The 16,479-nt window shown below is 42.4% G+C and carries 12 protein-coding genes; 8 read left to right on the top strand and 4 right to left on the bottom strand.

What is annotated here, in order from left to right:
* Nucleotides 1-155 precede the first annotated feature (155 nt).
* Nucleotides 156-1,151: a J domain-containing protein gene (locus HWQ44_RS03205; RefSeq protein WP_292714683.1), complete on the top strand. Its 996-nt coding sequence runs from the start codon at nucleotides 156-158 to the stop codon at nucleotides 1,149-1,151.
* Nucleotides 1,152-1,178: 27 nt separating this feature from the next.
* Here HWQ44_RS03205 and HWQ44_RS03200 read toward each other — a convergent pair whose 3' ends face one another.
* On the bottom strand, nucleotides 1,179-1,538 hold the full coding sequence (locus HWQ44_RS03200) for a type II toxin-antitoxin system Phd/YefM family antitoxin (protein ID WP_292714680.1): 360 nt from the start codon (nucleotides 1,536-1,538) through the stop codon (nucleotides 1,179-1,181).
* A gap of 140 nt (nucleotides 1,539-1,678) precedes the next feature.
* On the opposite strand from HWQ44_RS03200, the gene HWQ44_RS03195 reads away from it, so the two are divergent.
* The 6 genes from HWQ44_RS03195 to HWQ44_RS03170 all read left to right on the top strand — a co-directional run bounded on the left by HWQ44_RS03195 (nucleotide 1,679) and on the right by HWQ44_RS03170 (nucleotide 10,465).
* Entirely contained in the window at nucleotides 1,679-2,203 is a 525-nt protein-coding gene (locus HWQ44_RS03195; protein ID WP_292714758.1) for a J domain-containing protein, read from the top strand.
* A gap of 45 nt (nucleotides 2,204-2,248) precedes the next feature.
* The gene (locus HWQ44_RS03190) at nucleotides 2,249-2,521 is read left to right on the top strand and encodes a DUF3143 domain-containing protein (protein ID WP_292714677.1); all 273 of its coding nucleotides are present in this window, start codon (nucleotides 2,249-2,251) and stop codon (nucleotides 2,519-2,521) included.
* A 239-nt stretch (nucleotides 2,522-2,760) separates the two neighbouring features.
* Nucleotides 2,761-6,939, top strand: a complete 4,179-nt coding sequence (locus HWQ44_RS03185; protein WP_292714674.1) for a DUF4157 domain-containing protein — start codon at nucleotides 2,761-2,763, stop codon at nucleotides 6,937-6,939.
* A gap of 14 nt (nucleotides 6,940-6,953) precedes the next feature.
* The gene (locus HWQ44_RS03180; RefSeq protein ID WP_292714671.1) at nucleotides 6,954-7,838 is read left to right on the top strand and encodes a hypothetical protein; all 885 of its coding nucleotides are present in this window, start codon (nucleotides 6,954-6,956) and stop codon (nucleotides 7,836-7,838) included.
* 169 nt (nucleotides 7,839-8,007) lie between these two features.
* Nucleotides 8,008-10,101: a prolyl oligopeptidase family serine peptidase gene (locus HWQ44_RS03175; protein ID WP_292714669.1), complete on the top strand. Its 2,094-nt coding sequence runs from the start codon at nucleotides 8,008-8,010 to the stop codon at nucleotides 10,099-10,101.
* A gap of 79 nt (nucleotides 10,102-10,180) precedes the next feature.
* Nucleotides 10,181-10,465 (top strand): hypothetical protein, encoded by a 285-nt coding sequence (locus tag HWQ44_RS03170; protein ID WP_292714667.1) that lies wholly within the window; start codon nucleotides 10,181-10,183, stop codon nucleotides 10,463-10,465.
* Between the two features lie 586 nt (nucleotides 10,466-11,051).
* On the opposite strand, the gene HWQ44_RS03160 is transcribed toward HWQ44_RS03170, so the two are convergent.
* The gene (locus HWQ44_RS03160; protein WP_292714664.1) at nucleotides 11,052-11,519 is read right to left on the bottom strand and encodes a hypothetical protein; all 468 of its coding nucleotides are present in this window, start codon (nucleotides 11,517-11,519) and stop codon (nucleotides 11,052-11,054) included.
* A 395-nt stretch (nucleotides 11,520-11,914) separates the two neighbouring features.
* Here HWQ44_RS03160 and HWQ44_RS03155 point away from each other — a divergent pair, with 395 nt between their 5' ends.
* On the top strand, nucleotides 11,915-14,734 hold the full coding sequence (locus HWQ44_RS03155) for a pitrilysin family protein (protein WP_292714661.1): 2,820 nt from the start codon (nucleotides 11,915-11,917) through the stop codon (nucleotides 14,732-14,734).
* A 116-nt stretch (nucleotides 14,735-14,850) separates the two neighbouring features.
* On the opposite strand, the gene HWQ44_RS03150 is transcribed toward HWQ44_RS03155, so the two are convergent.
* Together HWQ44_RS03150 and yidD are read right to left on the bottom strand one after the other, a co-directional pair.
* A complete protein-coding gene (locus tag HWQ44_RS03150; RefSeq protein WP_292714659.1) occupies nucleotides 14,851-15,867 on the bottom strand; it encodes a sulfate/molybdate ABC transporter ATP-binding protein in 1,017 nt (338 codons plus the stop codon).
* Between the two features lie 94 nt (nucleotides 15,868-15,961).
* Entirely contained in the window at nucleotides 15,962-16,471 is a 510-nt protein-coding gene (gene yidD / locus HWQ44_RS03145) for a membrane protein insertion efficiency factor YidD (protein WP_292714752.1), read from the bottom strand.
* Nucleotides 16,472-16,479: the final 8 nt, after the last annotated feature.

The following is a 16,479-nucleotide window of genomic DNA, read 5'->3' as shown; positions in this document are numbered from 1 at the left end:
CATTTTATATTTAATTATGTCTACCTAATTAGTACTTCTGATAAGAGTTAAGAGTAGAAGTTAAAAATTAAATCTTTTAACTTGTAACTCCTCTCTCCTAACTCTTAATTAATCCCAAATCAAAAATCTAAAATCTAAAATTTAAATAACTGACTATGCAAAATTTGCCGAACTTTCGCGATTACTATGAAATTTTAGGAGTATCTAAAGATGCCTCTGGTGAGGAAATTAAAAAGGTTTATCGGCGGTTAGCAAGGCAATATCACCCCGATCTCAATCCGGGTAACAAAGAATCTGAGGAAAAATTTAAGGATATCGGCGAGGCTTATGAAGTTCTTTCCGATCCAGCCAAGCGATCGCAGTATGACCAGTTTAGCCGCTACTGGAAGCAAAAAGGCTTTGCAGGCAATAAACAAACGCCAAAGGCTAAAACTTGGCAGAGTAGTGCTAGCGATCGCAACGGGAATCAGGAGGTAGATCCCAGCCAATTCTCCGATTTTGAAAGCTTTATTAATCAAGTTATCGGCGTAAAAAATAAGAGTGCGACAAGTAATTCCAGTAATGGCAATACTAGCGATCCGTTTCGTTCCCCCAGAACAAAAGTTGCCTATACCGTTAACACTCCACCTCGCACAACCCGTCGGGATATAGAAGCTAGATTAACACTCCCACTAGAAAAAGCTTATCAAGGTGGTAATGAACGCATTCGTTTGGAAGATGGGCGATCGCTAGAAGTTAATATGCCTCCAGGGATGGTATCAGGTCAAACCATCCGTTTGCGAAACCAAGGCGTTGGTGGTGGCGATTTATACTTAAAAATTACCGTAGAGCCTCATCCATTATTTAAACTAGAAGGTTCAAATATCGTCTGTCAAGTACCAGTTACTCCTAGCGAGGCAGTTTTAGGAGGACAGGTAGAAGCACCTACTCTTGATGGGCCTGTGAAAATGACCACCCCTCCCGGAGTTAGGTCTGGTCAAAAATTTCGACTAGGGAATAAAGGCTATCCCAGTGATGACGGGAAACGTGGCGATCAATTAGTAGAAATTCAAATAGTTACGCCGAAAAATATTAGTCAAGAAGAACGAGAAATTTACGAAAAGTTAAGGGAAATTGAAACCTTTAAACCTCGTGCTGATTTAATCCGTTAGGGATAAACTATCAATCTTAATATCGACTCATAGAGAATCGCTGTTAGTCAAATTTTGCTGTCCTCGTGCTTTAATATTTGCAAAAAAAGCTGGAAGTGACTCGTCGTTATATTCAGTACACTGTCCGCTATCGAGTTGCTTAATACCAATGTCAATTTGACTGCGTAACGCCTCTAACTTGAGTTTTTGCAGTTCTTCCTCAAGGCGCTGGAGTTCATCTATCATCTGTTGAAACGCTTGTGCTTCATGCACCACAATTTCAGCTTTCCCATTCACCGTTAGTACAAGCGGGGACTTTGTTGCCTTGATCTGCTCTACGTAATCTTTGGCATTGCGCTTGAAGTCAGTAAGAGTTTGAATATTTTCGAGATTAATTTTGATCTGCATCGCATCTAATTAAATGCTTTATTAAGATATCTTAATCAGATGCTAGACCTGCGATGTCTTCTCCAATTCATAAAGGATTTAAAATATAAAAAATATCTTTGAGCAAAGTGACTCAAACAGCCGTGAATCAAAACAGGGCAATGCCACAAAGCAGTGAACCAACTTATTACTCCCTGCTAGGACTGCATCCCTGGGCATCGGTAATTGACATTCGTCGCGCTTATCGGCAACTGAGCAAACTCTATCATCCAGATACTACAGACTTGCCAACTGCGATCGCCACTCTCAAATTTCAGCAAATCAACGAAGCTTACGCTACCCTTAGCCATCCAGAACGGCGCTTCGGCTACGATTTAAAAATTGGCTATTCCCGCTTTGGAGTGATTCAACCACCCCCTGATTTGAATCATCCCGTCTCGCGTTCTCATGACTGGTCAAAATCAGCTTACCTCGATGCGAGCGATCGCCCTTTATCATCTGGCGAAATCTTTGCTTTATTTATGCTGGTGTTAACATTTGTAGGTTGTCTGTTATTAGCAGTTGCCATTGGCTTAACTCGTGGTGAGGCTGCAATCCATTCTCATTTGCTGCAACCAACTGCATTTGTACAACAGCAGATTACCCAGATGTCGCAACTAATTACCCATATGATCATTAAAAATTAAAAAATTCCCTAATCCAAAATCCCAAATCAAAAATCTAAAATTCCTATGGCTCTTCTTCCCTCTGATACCCCCCTATATAATCATTCCCTGCCACAAATTGAGCAGTGGCTAAAAGACCAAGGCTGTCAACAAGACGAAACACAGAGGCATTGCTGGCGTGTGCAGCGGCCCAGTTGGCAAGCTGAATTATGGTTAGATGTTGAGCAAATCGTAGTGCGATATGTCCAATCTAAGGAAAATGGACAAGATATCCAACGCTCATTTAAGTATTCTCTGAGTCGGGATGATATAGAACAAGCTGTGTTTTCAGGGCCATAAGTAAAGTACTAGTACCGCAAGGCGGAATTAAAAATTAAAAATTAAAAATGAATACAGCGTAAGCATTTCATTGATTTGGAATGAGTGGTTTATTTGCGCCGTGTTGTACTAGTACAATTCTCCGTAAATTTAGACAAAAGTCGATAGCGATCGCATTTCGATAAATTGTAAAATTTACTTGGTATAAAATGCCTAACATCAGGAATCAAGGCTTTACCCATCAATGAAGGAAGGGTGAGATGAGCGATGTCCAAAGACAAGCTGCTTTGCATCTAAACACGTTTGGGGGCAAGAAAGCAGGTACATCAACTTTTTCAAATCCGTCCCTTGTCTCACCAACTAGTCCGACGCTGGCGGAACCAACACGCGGTTTTGGTTTACCAAAAAATAATATAATCCAAACAGCAACTGAGGAGTCAACCAACCTTCAGGAAACGCAGTCTGCTGACGAGCAATCCTTGTTATCAGAAACCATTTCACAGCGGTCTTTTGGTCATGATATTAGTCGTATAGCGTTGCGTCGTCCCCAGGCAAAGCTGACGGTGGGAGAACCAAACGACAAGTACGAGCAAGAAGCTGATCGGATGGCAAATCAGGTGATGCGGATGGCCTCTCCTGCAACTCTCAACCTTCAGCCCCAGGTGGATGAGGAAAAAGTTGAAGATATCCAGACGAAGCCACTGGTGCAGCGTCAGGAAATGTTGCCAGAAGAGGAACGGATTCAGGCAAAATGTGAAACTTGTGAGCAAGAAGAACCGATTCAACGCGCTGCTGATGGTGTTTCACAAGTTCAGCCCGATTGGGAAAATCGGCTAAATGCAAGTCAGGGTGGGGGAAGTGCTTTACCAGATGAAGTGCGATCGTTTATGGAGCCGCGCTTTGGTACTGACTTCAGGCAGGTGCGGGTGCATACGGACAGCAACGCGGTGCAGATGAACCGAGAGTTAAATGCTCAAGCCTTCACACACAAACAAGACATTTACTTTGGGGCTGGGAAGACTCCTAGCAAAGATGTTTTAACTGCTCATGAATTGACCCATGTGGTGCAGCAAACGGGGATGGTGCAACACAAACTTGATGATGATTCACAAACTCAGAAATTTGGTCAACCTGTAACTTCTCCAAAAACGGATCAATTTGGAATAGCGCCTGATGAAGCAAATTCAGCACAGGCTAATACTCACTCAACAGAGAGTGGTGGAAGTGAAGCAATCCCTCCAGTAGATACCAAACAACAAGCCTTATCCACTCAGCCAATACCGACAATAGCTGATAGCGCAGTCCCGGCTCAGGCTAATTTAGAAGCAGCTCACGCTAGCAACTCCATACCAGAGAAAAGCGGTAACGCAGTTCTTGACAAATCAGCGACAACTGAACTTTCCAGCGTCCCTCAGCCTGGAGGAATAGCCAATGAAGTGGTATCTCTTCAGACCCATGCACCACAAACAGAAGCGGCTGAATCACAACAATCTCTTCCCAACTCTGCTGGACAGTCACCCCAATTAGATAAGGCAATTGACCCCTCAGCTATACTTGTTGCTGAGGTTGAACAACCACAGCAATTGCTTGAGATTCCCCAGCCAACTATACCGGAATCGCCAGAGCTTGCTCAGGCTGCTCAACAAATTATCCAAACAAAGGAGATAGAGAAAGCTGTCCTGACTCAAACAATCGAAGCTCAACAGAATTTTTTGCAACAAGAAACAGAAATACAGGTCGAAGCAATTGAGGCAGCAACTCAAGGGAAAATTCAAGGGATTACAGCAGAAATTGCCGCGAAAAAAGCTGAGGTTCAACAAACCTTCAGTACAACTAAAGCTACCCTGAAAGGTCAAATTGAGAACCACAAGACAAATATCCAAACTGAAACTACTCGTGGGTTGAATTCATTACAGCAGGAAGTAGAAACTAAGCGCAAAGGGGCTAACACTACAGCTGAGAATGAAGCTAAACAGGTGGAGCAGACAGGACAAACTGAAGCTACCCGTGCTACCACTTCAACAGCAGAATCGGCTACGGCAGTGAATGCGATTGCGAAGCAACAGGGCGATCGCTACGGTACTAAACCAGAGGAAAAAACTGCTGCACGGCAGGGTACTGGACAAGCTTCTGCTGAAGTAGTAGGCAAGCTAACCTCACGCGGGCAATCTTTAGCTAAAGATGCCAGAGAAGCTGCACAAAAAGCCGCCCAAGAATTTCGAGCGGCTGGGCAGCAATTAGCGACTGGTGTGGGGAGTCATACCGCGCAAGTTGAAAAAGCTATCCGAAATAATGCCAATACTACAACTTCGCAAATCATTACCCACATTACTCAGCAATTACAGAAGATAGATACGTTGCAAACAAAAGCGCTTGCATCTTTAGAAAATTTAAAGTCAAGTTCTATCTCAGGAATTAAGCAAGCTGGTAATTCAGCAGCAGCGGCAGCCAAAAAATCTGGGAAGAATGCTGCAACTCAAGTGAGCCAATTCAAAATTGCTAGCCTCAACCAGCTTGACAAAGGAGCGCATCAAGTTGTTGAAAAACTGAATCAAGTTCCTAAGAAGAAAAAAATTGATCATAAAGCGGTTGATAAATTTGTTCAAGAGACAAAGGAACCATTCCAACAAACGCGATTGCAGTTGTCAACAGCACTTTCTTCCCAGGTTAGTACCGCTCATAACAGTTTGAATCAGCTAGGCGGTGCTGTCTCTGGTCACTTGGATGGATTACAGCAGAAAGTTACAGGTGAAGCAAATAAGGCTACAAGCTCTTTGAATACCGGTTTAGCTCAAGTTCCAGAGCAGGCAGCACAACAAGTACAACAATCAATCACAACTAATAAGAACGCTAACGAACAGTTGATTAGTCAATTTGGTGAAGGAATTCAGCAGAAAATTGATGAATCCAAGCAGGGATGGGTTCAACAGCAGCAGAAAGTTCATAACGATATTCGTAGCAAAATTGATGAAGGCATCAAATCGAATAAAGATGTAGAAAGTAAAGCTCCAAGTGACTTTGCCCAAGTGGCTCAGTCAGCTGCTGACAAAGCTGCTGATCCTGGATGGCTTCAGGTTCTTAAGGGAATTGGGGAAGGAATCTTAAAAGTTTTAGTGGGATTGGCAATTTTTGTCGCTGTTGTAGTTGTGGTTATTCTTCTGCTTCCAGAAGAAATAGTAGCAGCAATAGGGATAGTAGGAATTGCTGCGATCGTTGGTCTGGGCTTCCTAATCTATGGCTTTGTCACCTCCTTTATCAGCCGCTGTGAAGAATTTGCAAAAGCATTACATGCTGCTGGTGTGGACGATCCATCCTGGTACATTTATCTTGCTGCTGGTATTGCGATACCGTTTGTGTCCCTTTTAGATGCTGTTGGCATCTCACCAATCCTTGAGGGAGCGCTTAATATAAGTATTCTCACTGGGAATGATTTGAATCTGACTCCAGAACAGCGAGCAGAGAAAATCACTGAAGGGGTGCTAACCATCGCCCTCATGTTCATCCTTGGCAGAGTATTGAAGGGTGGTAAACCTGGGGAAGTTAAGCCTGTTGAAGTTGAACCTGGGGAAGTTAAACCCGGTGAAGTCAAACCAGGTGAAGTCAAACCAGATGAAGTCAAACCTATAGAGCCGGGAGTCCGAGCTAGGCGAACAACGGCTGATGGTCACCACGAAATCAAAGTAACTGAAAGGGGAACTATTCGTTGCAGCCCAAACTGTGGAGACATACAAAATGCTTACCCAAACGAGCTAAAACAGAGAGCAGACCTTCAAGAGAGACTTAATACAGCTAAACAAAAAGAAGCAACTGATCCTGAAGCAGTCGCCGAAGAGGTCAAAAACATTGATGCAGAATTAGCTGCTGTTCGCAGAGCAAACTTAGCAAAAGCTAAAACAGACTCGCGTGGAACAATTGAGGCAGTTAAGAAACTACTGAATGACAAGGAAAATACAGGAAAACTTTCTGGAGAAGACAAGGGAATTTTTGGTGAACGGCAACGACAAATTGAGAAAAATTGGGATGACACAAGTGAATCAGCCGATGGCGCTAAGGGTGATCCTGACATAGAAGGTTTAGCGCTGGAAGAGTTTGAGAGTATCAATAAAAAGGCAAAAGAGCTTGAGTCTGATATTCAAAAGAAACTTCCCAAAGGCATCGAAGATCCTCCATATGTAAAAGAAAATAGACCACCACTTGATGAAGAAACTTTCTTAGCTGACTCTGGAACTTACACTAGAACAGGCAGAAAATTCCAGGGAAGGGAAATCTACAAGGATGGTGATGGTCGCTATTATCATGTTGATAATTTCCATGAAGGTCGAGGTAGTGAAGTTGAATTCTATGATGCCCAGGGCAAGCACCTTGGAACTCTCAAGCCAGAGGGGGGGGCTAAGGATGGCCCAGTCAAAGGGCGAACTCTGCCAGATAATCTTAGATAGTCTTTGAAACAAGCATGACTCATCAATCAATTGTCAATCCAGATACGAAATTTGTAATAGCAGGTGATATTTATAAAGTGCAGCGGCGTCCTATGCACAGTCATATTGTCATCAACAATAACTACCAGGGAATTAGAGTGGTAGACCCTTGGAATGGCAATGATTTGCTTCAAGTCGATTTTACTGAAGGTTACAGCAACTCTGGAATTATTAATGAGTGGTGTTTCCGTGCTGATGGTCAAGCTGTTTTGATTCTCAATGAGGAGCATCGAACTGCTAGCTTGTTATCCCTAGAAATCAATCTGCCCTCGTACAGCTTGCTGTGTCCTGCTGTTCAACGAGTGATAGATTTACGCTACATCTGGGAGAGGAATCTATTTTGGATTACTGGCGGTAAATCTTACACTTTCTTTCACCTGGAATGGCAGGGTGATATTCCTATTTTTGTAGAAAGGAGTGGGATACAAGCTCGAATTGCACATAGAAGTTGGCGAAGGGCATTAGATAAGCTTCCAGTGAGCAACTGTAACGTTTTGCGCGTAGAAGCAGATAAATCCCAAATGCTTTACCACGATTTCTCAGAAAAATCCGGGCAAGTTGGTGTCGTTAGTTGGCAGAATGAAATAAGTTGGTCAGCGCCAGCACCCGAAGAAGTGTCAAGGCTTGCCTTTGATGGGAAACACATGTTTATTTTACATGAATACGAAGTTCATGCATTGAATGAGCAGGGACAAATAGAAACTGTTTATCGTGTTCCAGAAGGATTCCACTATTCTGGTTTAGATACGATTCCTGCACAAGATAATAAACCTGCTGCTTTAGTGTTGGTTTGTAATTCATTGAGCGACCCACACTACAATCAATTCTTGGTTTATGAATTGGATAGTAGTAAAAATTAAAAATTTAACTTTCTAAATTTTATCTGGGTTTCTAGGCTTGTATCTTTCACATTCTTTTTTTTAATTGGTGTGAAATGTGTTTTTGGGTAGAATGAATCGCGGGTTAGGAATGGCTGCGCTGCGATCGCAGATTTTGTAGTATGTAAAGAAGCACTTTTGACCTAAGACTATGCCTTCTTCTAAAAAACCTCTCACCTACCCATCCAGCTACAAGAGCAATCAAGTCGATGACTACCACGGTACTTTAGTCGCAGATCCTTACCGTTGGTTAGAAGATCCTGACTCCGAAGAAACAAGAACTTGGATTGAGGCACAAAATCAAGTTACTTTTAGCTACCTGAGTGAAATTCCTGCTAGAGAAAAAATTAAACAGCGCCTAACCAAACTTTGGGATTATGAAAAATACGGTATTCCTTTTAAAGAAGGCGAATCTCTGCGAGACGGTTCCACCGAACGCTATTTTTATTTCAAAAATGACGGACTGCAAAATCAAAGTGTCCTTTACACCTTGAAAACCCTCGACGACCAACCCAAAGTTTTACTCGATCCCAATAAACTCTCAGAAGATGGCACTGTTGCTCTTTCGGGATTATCGATTAGCGAGGATGGTAAACTTTTAGCTTATGCTCTATCTTCCTCCGGTTCTGATTGGCAAGAGTGGAAAGTCCGCGATGTTGAAACTGGTGAAGACCTTCAAGACCACTTGAAGTGGATTAAATTCTCTGGTGCATCTTGGACACATGATAATCAAGGTTTTTTCTACAGTCGCTACGATGAGCCAAATGAAAAAACTCAATTAGAAGATGTTAACTATTATCAAAAGCTTTACTATCATCAATTAGGTAAACCTCAATCAGAAGACGTTTTAATTTACCATCGTCCCGATCAAAAAGAATGGGGTTTTAGTGGTGGCGTTACCGAAGATGGACGTTATCTAATAATTTCAATTTGGCTAGGGACTGACTCTAAAAATTTGGTTTTCTCCAAAGATTTAACTAACCCTAATGCGGAAGTCATAGAACTAATTAATCAATTTGAGGCAGATTACAGCTTTATCGACAATGATGATAGCGTCTTTTATTTTCGCACAGATTTAAATGCACCAAGGGGAAAAGTTATTGCGATTGACACGAAAAACCCTGCGCCAGAAAATTGGCGAGAAATCATCCCCCAATCTGCGGAAACTTTGGAAAGTGTCGGTATACTTAATAATCAGTTCGTTGCCGATTACCTCAAAGATGCTCACAGTCAAATCAAAATTTTTGACCTCAAAGGTGCGTTTATTAGAGAGGTAGAATTACCCGGACTCGGTTCAGCAGGTGGCTTTGGGGGTAAGCGTTATGATACTGAAACTTTTTATAGCTTTACCAGCTTTACCATACCCGGCACTATTTATCGCTACGATATGGTGACAGGAAAAAGTGAGATTTTCCGTCAACCACAGGTAGATTTTAATCCTGATGATTACGAGACAAAACAAGTCTTTTATCACAGCCAAGATGGTACTAAAGTACCAATGTTTATTACGCACAAAAAGGGCATTAAATTAGATGGAAACAACCCTACTTATCTCTATGCTTATGGTGGTTTTAATGCTTCAATGACACCTGGCTTTTCTGTGAGTCTGTTGGTGTGGATGGAGATGGGTGGTATCTATGCTATGCCTAATATCCGCGGCGGTGGAGAATACGGCGAAGAATGGCATCAAGCAGGAATGAAGGATAAAAAGCAGAATGTCTTTGATGACTTTATTGGGGCTGCTGAGTGGTTGATTGCTAACAAGTATACTAAGACTGGAAAGCTAGCGATCGCAGGTGGTAGTAACGGCGGCTTATTAGTGGGTGCTTGCATGACTCAACGTCCAGATTTGTTTGGTGCAGCAATACCCGCCGTCGGCGTTATGGATATGTTGCGATTCCACAAATTTACCATCGGTTGGGCTTGGACTTCTGAATATGGTTCTGCGGATAATCCAGAAGAGTTTCCGGTGCTGTATGCTTATTCGCCATTACATAACATCAAACCAAATACAGCTTACCCAGCAACCTTAATTACCACAGCCGATCATGACGATCGCGTTGTCCCTGCTCATAGTTTCAAATTTGCCGCTGCTTTGCAAGAGGCTCACGCTGGTGATGCGCCAACACTAATTAGAATTGAGACTAAAGCCGGACATGGTGCGGGTAAACCCACGGCTAAAATTATCGAAGAAGCCGCAGACAAATGGGCTTTTTTGGTACGTGCTTTGAATGTTGAAGTTTAGCAACTTTGTAGGGTGGGCATTGCCCAATCTAGGAGGCTAAACTAACTGAATCAATAATCAATTTAGGCAAATATTAACTATGAGATGGGAAGAAGTTTGCGAACACAAACAATTACAAGATTTACCCTTCAAAATTGAATTAAATAAATGGGGTCAAATTGTAATGAGTCCAGTCAAAATTAAACATTCTTTTTATCAAGGAAGAATCCAACGTTTATTAGAATCTTTATTGAATACAGGAGAAGTAATGCCAGAATGTGCTATCAACACATCAGACGGTGTGAAAGTTGCTGATGTTGTCTGGTGTTCAGAAGAAAGATTTTCTCAAATTGAAGATGAAGTATCAGCATCTATTGCACCATAAATTTGTGTAGAAGTCAAATCTAGTGGTAACACTTTGGAAGAAATGGAATTTAAAAGAAATTTATATTTAGAAGCTCAACCTTTGGAGGTGTGGTTATGCAATGAACAAGGTCAAATAAGATTCTATAATGAGCAAGGGGAGTTAGAGCAATCTTTGTTAGTTCCTAACTTTACTAAGCAAATTAAACGGTAATTGTAGAGAATAAGGGAGAGAGCGATCGCCTAAATTACTTATTTTTAAAATGCATCTTAAAAGTATTGATAATCTTTAATTAAAGATTGAATAAAAATAAACTTTATTTTTATTCAAATTAACATCTATTTCATAAATACTGCGATATCAATCTTGACAAAGGGTTAAGCGATAATGGTGAAGACAAACAATTATTTACCTTCACCCTTAATACGGTTCGTTTAAGGTTTTTTGATGAAAATTCTAGATTATTAAAGATGCGATAAATCACCCTCTCTACGAAGGAATGATTATTGTAGAGACAGCGATTCATGGCGTCTTGCCTTAACCGAACAGTATTACCACTTTTCCCGATGCGAGCAAGAAGTTTAATATCTTTATCCTTCTTGTGTAGTTAAAACGCGACAGCTTGGGCTGTACCAGCCAAATGGATTGTTGTATAAGTTTGTCTTTGCCCCTGGTTGAATTTAGGAATCACAGAAAAGAGATTTGTTGTTGTGATTCCCTTAGTTTCTACTGCGGCTGAGTTACTGTTTCCAAGGTTTACACGGGGTAAGATCAAAGTAAACACGGTATTGCCAGTATCTACTGTCTTACGGATAGTTACAGTTACTAGTGTACCAATTTCTGTTTCTACACTACGGATCTGCTCAGTACCTTGAAAGTTTAATGTCTGTTGCTTATCTTTATAGGTAAAAAGGGGCTTGCCAATAAAGCTTGTTGTTGAGTAACTAATGCTGACATTTTTACCTTGAAACTGGTATAAATTTGGTACTACTTCTGAGGCATTAGCTGATAATACAGGTATTGCTGTTAACAGCATACCTAATGTAAACGATCCAATTAAGTTTCTTGTTTGCATATCTAAAAAAGTTTTTGCTAGTTTGACCGAGATACTTACCCGAATGGGATGACAACAGGTATCAAATCAATTTTAAAAGTAGATATTATTACAATCGTGTAAAATGGAACACATTGCAATGCTTGTTAATCTATTTGCAATAATTTCTAATATTCTGTAAAAATTTTGTCTGTGAACCTAATAAACCTTGGGTAGTTTTAACAAATGTACCCAGATATGGTACAGGCAAAAAGTAGTGCAGCAATAAGTTTATATATCATCTCCTGCCATATTTCTTTTGAGGAGATTTGATTGCATTTTTGTCTTATCCCTCCATAACTAGCAACTTGAGTTAGATTTAGATTTTGAAATACCCTTTGGGGTTTTATTTAAAAATTGGAAATTTTGCATTGCTTATGAAACGGCGCTCATACATGCTTATAGGATTTTTCCTCAGCCTTCTCCTAACTATCGTGCCTTTGTCAGGCAATTTTACCAATGCTGCAACACCAACAGCAGTCACACCTGTATCTGCTCTCTCATTCACTCAAGGGGTACAAAAAACGGTATTGGACAACGGCTTAACAGTATTAACTAAGGAAGTCCATACTGCTCCAGTGGTGAGTGTACAAGTTTGGTATAAAGTTGGTTCACGCAACGAGGTGAAGGGAGAGAATGGTATTTCTCACCAGCTAGAACATTTGATGTTCAAAGGTACAACTGACCGTCCAGTGCAGTTTGGACGGTTGTTTAGTGCCTTGGGTAGTCAGTTCAATGCCTTTACTAGTTATGACGAAACAGCTTACTTTGGCACAGTACAGCGAGACAAATTGGAAGCACTGCTGACACTGGAAGCCGATCGCATGGAAAACTCCTTAGTTGGGCCTGAGCAACTCACAAGTGAAAAGCGGGTGGTAATCTCCGAGTTACAAGGGTACGAAAATTCACCAGGCTATCGTCTAGGTCGGGCAGTGATGCGAGCGGCTTTCCCCAATCGAGCCTATGGCTTATCGGTGGGAGGAACAAAAGCCGATGTAGAGAAATTCACGGTGGAGCAGGTGCGGAATTATTACCAAACCTACTACAGCCCAGAAAATGCTACGTTGGTGATTACTGGGGATTTTGCCACAGAACCTGCACTCAAAGTTGTCAAAGAAACTTTTGGTAAATTATCGCAACGAGCAAAAAAAGACGCGGCAGTCCATGATACAAGGAGAGCAATTGCTACTTCCTCGGCATCTTCTTCCCCCGTCGATGCTTCCCCATCTACCCCTGTTGCTGCTAAAAAAGCACCGATTATTCTCAAGCAACCTGGAAGTGCAGCACTATTGCAAGCCGTATATCCTCTGCCAGATATCAAACATCCTGATGTTCCGGCAATTGATTTGATGGATGCCATTCTCACAGGTGGACGTAGCTCTAGGCTTTATCAAGCTCTGGTAGAATCTGGACTCGCTAGTTCAGTGAGTGGTGGTGCTGCCGAACTCATCGAACCAGGTTGGTATGAAATTGATGCTACGGCGGCTCCCGGTCAAGAGTTGGGGAAAATTGCCCAGGTACTCCAAGAATCTTTAGTAAAATTGCAACAGCAGCCTGTCAGTTCAGAAGAGTTGAACCGGGCGAAGACGCAATTGCAAGCCTCGTATATTTTGGGAAATCAAGATATTACTAGTCAGGCTAATCAACTGGGGTATAACCAAACGATCGCAGGAGATTATCGTTTTATTGAAAAGTATCTAGCTGCGATCGCTAAAGTCACCCCTGCTCAAGTCCAGAAAGCAGCAAAAACTTACCTAAATCCAGCTAAACAAACCATCGGCTTCTTTGAGCCGACTCAACCAGATGGTAAACCAGGGACTTCTAACGCTGGTTCTGGACGCACAGTGGAAAATTTCAGCCCCGGTAAGCCTGTAGATCCAGCAGAACTGGCGAAATATCTACCACCTGCCACATCAGCGACAGATTCAGCCAAACAATCACTACCAGAAGAGTTTACCTTAAAGAATGGTTTGAAGGTTCTGCTGTTAAGCGATCGCAACCTTCCCACTATTAACCTGAGTGGACAAATTGACGCTGGTAGTGAATTTGACGGCAATCAAAAAGCTGGATTAGCGAATCTAACTGCAAATAACTTAATGAATGGGACGCAGACTAAAAATGCTCTGACCCTAGCAAAAACCTTAGAAGATCGGGGAGCCGATTTGAGCTTCAGTGCTAGCCGCGAGGGAACTAACGTTAGCGGTCAGGGACTTTCAGCGAATCTGCCAATATTGATTCAAACTCTGGCAGATGTCTTAGAAAACGCCACTTTCCCAGCCGATCAGTTAGAACTAAGTCGCCAGCGGGCAATGACAAGTCTGAAAGTCCAGCTAGATGACCCTAGAGGACTGGGACGACAAGTATTCCAGCAGGCAATTTACCCTGAAAACCATCCGTTCCACAGCTTTCCTACAGCCGAGAGTTTAAAGAGCATTACTCGTGATGATTTGCTTGGCTTCTACCAGACACACTACCGACCGGATACCACAACGATCGCTCTAGTGGGAGACTTTGATCCAGTTAAGGTAAAAGCTTTACTGAATCAGGTGTTTGGGAAATGGCAAGCCACAGGTAAGCCACCTGTTCTCAAAATACAGACTGTGCCATTACCGCAAACTTTGACACGTCTAAACAAAGTAATTCCCGGTAAATCTGAGGCTGTTACCTACATCGGCTACAGCGGCATCTCTCGCAAAGACCCACGTTATTATGCGGCGCTGGTGCTAAATCAAATTTTGGGTGGTGACACCTTAGCCAGCCGCCTGGGTACAGAAGTGCGCGATCGCCAAGGTCTAACCTACGGTATATATAGTGGTTTTGCCGCCGGTATAAATCCTGGGCCATTCTTGATTCAAATGCAGACTGCTCCTGGAGATGCCCAAAAAGCGATCGCCAGCACTCTCGCTTTACTCAAACAGTTGCGCGAACAAGGAGTAACTGAAGCTGAATTCAACACAGCAAAACGCTCAATTACCAATAGCTACCCTGTGGATTTAGCGAATCCCAGTGATGTATCCAGCATCATTTTGGATAATGCAGTCTTGGGGCTTTCACGGTCAGAAATCCGAGAGTTTCCCCAGCAAATTCAAGCAGTTACTATGGCTAACATAAAACAGGCAATTGAAGATTTAATTAAGCCAGAAAATCTAGTGATTGTCACCACTGGCCCTGGAGATACTGTAACCAAAGGCAACTAATTACCTCAGATAAATAGCAATGCGATTGGAGTTGTAAAAATCGCAATAATTAAGATCCCCGACTTCTTAAATAAATCGGGGATCTCATTGTTCACGAATGATTTAGAATTGCAATTTTAAATTGAATAAGACACTGGGAAGGACTTTGCATCCTTTGGCTTCACATACACTCGCTGTTTCGGTTCTAACTCTAAGTCATTAAAGCGATCGCGTGTTAAATGCGCCATCACCACTTGCCCGTCATCAAAAGTTAATTCCACCTGAATTTCCCAACCCAAATGTATCAATCGGCTCACTGTAGCAACCGTAGTAGTACCGTTAGCAACCTTTTCCAAAATCACATCTTGCGGGCGCAAAAACACTTGTGGGTGTGGCGCATCAAATCCACTACTTTGAAAAATCTTTGAGGTACTAGGTAATACGTTCACTGGGCCGATGAAGCTCATCACAAATGCAGTGGCAGGGTCATCGTAAATTTCTGCTGGTGTCCCCACCTGTTCCACACGCCCTTTATTCATCACCACAACCTCATCGGAGACTTCCATTGCTTCCTCTTGGTCGTGGGTGACGAAAACGGTAGTAACATGAACCTCATCATGGAGGCGGCGTAACCATGCCCGTAAGTCTTTGCGGACTTTAGCATCAAGTGCGCCGAAGGGTTCATCTAGCAACAAAACTTCCGGTTCTACTGCCAATGCCCTGGCTAATGCTACCCGTTGTCTTTGACCACCAGAAAGTTGTGATGGATAGCGATCGCCTAATCCAGTCAACTGCACCAATTCTAGTAATTGTTCTACCTTTCCCTTAATTTTCTTTGGCTGGGCCTTGCGAATTTCTAAGCCAAAGGCAATATTTTGCTTGACAGTTAGATGCTTGAATAGGGCATAGTGCTGAAACACAAACCCAATATTCCGCTGTTGCACACTTTGGTATGTAGCGTCCTTACCGGTAAGCAGGATTTTGCCGCTATCAGGCATTTCTAGACCTGAGATTAACCGTAGTAGCGTAGATTTACCTGATCCCGATGGCCCGAGCAATGCAACCAGCGAACCACTCTTAATTTCCAGGCTGACCTGATCAACTGCCTTGAAACTCCCGAATTGTTTGGATACGTTCTCAACTACTATGCCCACTGCTGCTGTACCTCTGCAACTAAATCTACAGATCCTTGGTAGGATTACTGTGTCTTACATATACCATACATCGTTATTTATGGATGAACAAGATTTAGCTACCGCAACTGCCGCAATCAAGAAAGCTACAGTCAGCACCACTGCAATCTAGGGAACCGCAATCAGCAGCACCGCAATCTAGGGAACCACAATCAGGAGTCATGCTAACCATCTGGGCACAATTGCAGCCCAAATCGGCACAATCAAAACAGTTAGTATTGTCGCTGCTAATAAATGAGGATTTTTGAGCAACTTTACCAGAGGCTTGTTGTCCTTGCTGCGTGTCTGCTTCGCCGTCTGTGGATTCTTCTGAGTTCTCGGTTTGCGATCGCAAAATTTGGTTAGCTTGCTTGCAAGCTTGAAATCGTTCACGGGAATTGACAAAAGCTGCTTTTAACCCTTCCTTGGCAACTACCCGCTTGATGTATTGAGAACAAGATTCGCCGCCATATAGTATTCTGTGGGCACAAGCAAAACCTTTATGTGGGGAAATGTGCTTTTGATATCCAGTAATTGCGGCAGTACTAACTTGTCTAGTAAAAGAATCGAATAAGGAAATCTGCATATTGGGGA

The sequence above is a fragment of the Nostoc sp. JL34 genome, assembly GCF_017114945.1.
In the GTDB taxonomy this organism is placed as follows: Bacteria; Cyanobacteriota; Cyanobacteriia; order Cyanobacteriales; family Nostocaceae; genus Nostoc.
This window is presented reverse-complemented; position numbering and strand designations above follow the sequence as displayed.

Bases quoted from the DNA above. Each gene is read 5' to 3' on its own strand.
- HWQ44_RS03200 (WP_292714680.1), bottom strand. From the start codon at position 1,538: ATGCAGATCAAAATTAATCTCGAAAATATTCAAACTCTTACTGACTTC.
- HWQ44_RS03185 (WP_292714674.1), top strand. From the start codon at position 2,761: ATGAGCGATGTCCAAAGACAAGCTGCTTTGCATCTAAACACGTTTGGG.
- HWQ44_RS03205 (WP_292714683.1), top strand. From the start codon at position 156: ATGCAAAATTTGCCGAACTTTCGCGATTACTATGAAATTTTAGGAGTA.
- HWQ44_RS03195 (WP_292714758.1), top strand. From the start codon at position 1,679: ATGCCACAAAGCAGTGAACCAACTTATTACTCCCTGCTAGGACTGCAT.
- HWQ44_RS03170 (WP_292714667.1), top strand. From the start codon at position 10,181: ATGAGATGGGAAGAAGTTTGCGAACACAAACAATTACAAGATTTACCC.
- HWQ44_RS03180 (WP_292714671.1), top strand. From the start codon at position 6,954: ATGACTCATCAATCAATTGTCAATCCAGATACGAAATTTGTAATAGCA.
- yidD (WP_292714752.1), bottom strand. From the start codon at position 16,471: ATGCAGATTTCCTTATTCGATTCTTTTACTAGACAAGTTAGTACTGCC.
- HWQ44_RS03190 (WP_292714677.1), top strand. From the start codon at position 2,249: ATGGCTCTTCTTCCCTCTGATACCCCCCTATATAATCATTCCCTGCCA.
- HWQ44_RS03175 (WP_292714669.1), top strand. From the start codon at position 8,008: ATGCCTTCTTCTAAAAAACCTCTCACCTACCCATCCAGCTACAAGAGC.
- HWQ44_RS03160 (WP_292714664.1), bottom strand. From the start codon at position 11,519: ATGCAAACAAGAAACTTAATTGGATCGTTTACATTAGGTATGCTGTTA.
- HWQ44_RS03155 (WP_292714661.1), top strand. From the start codon at position 11,915: ATGAAACGGCGCTCATACATGCTTATAGGATTTTTCCTCAGCCTTCTC.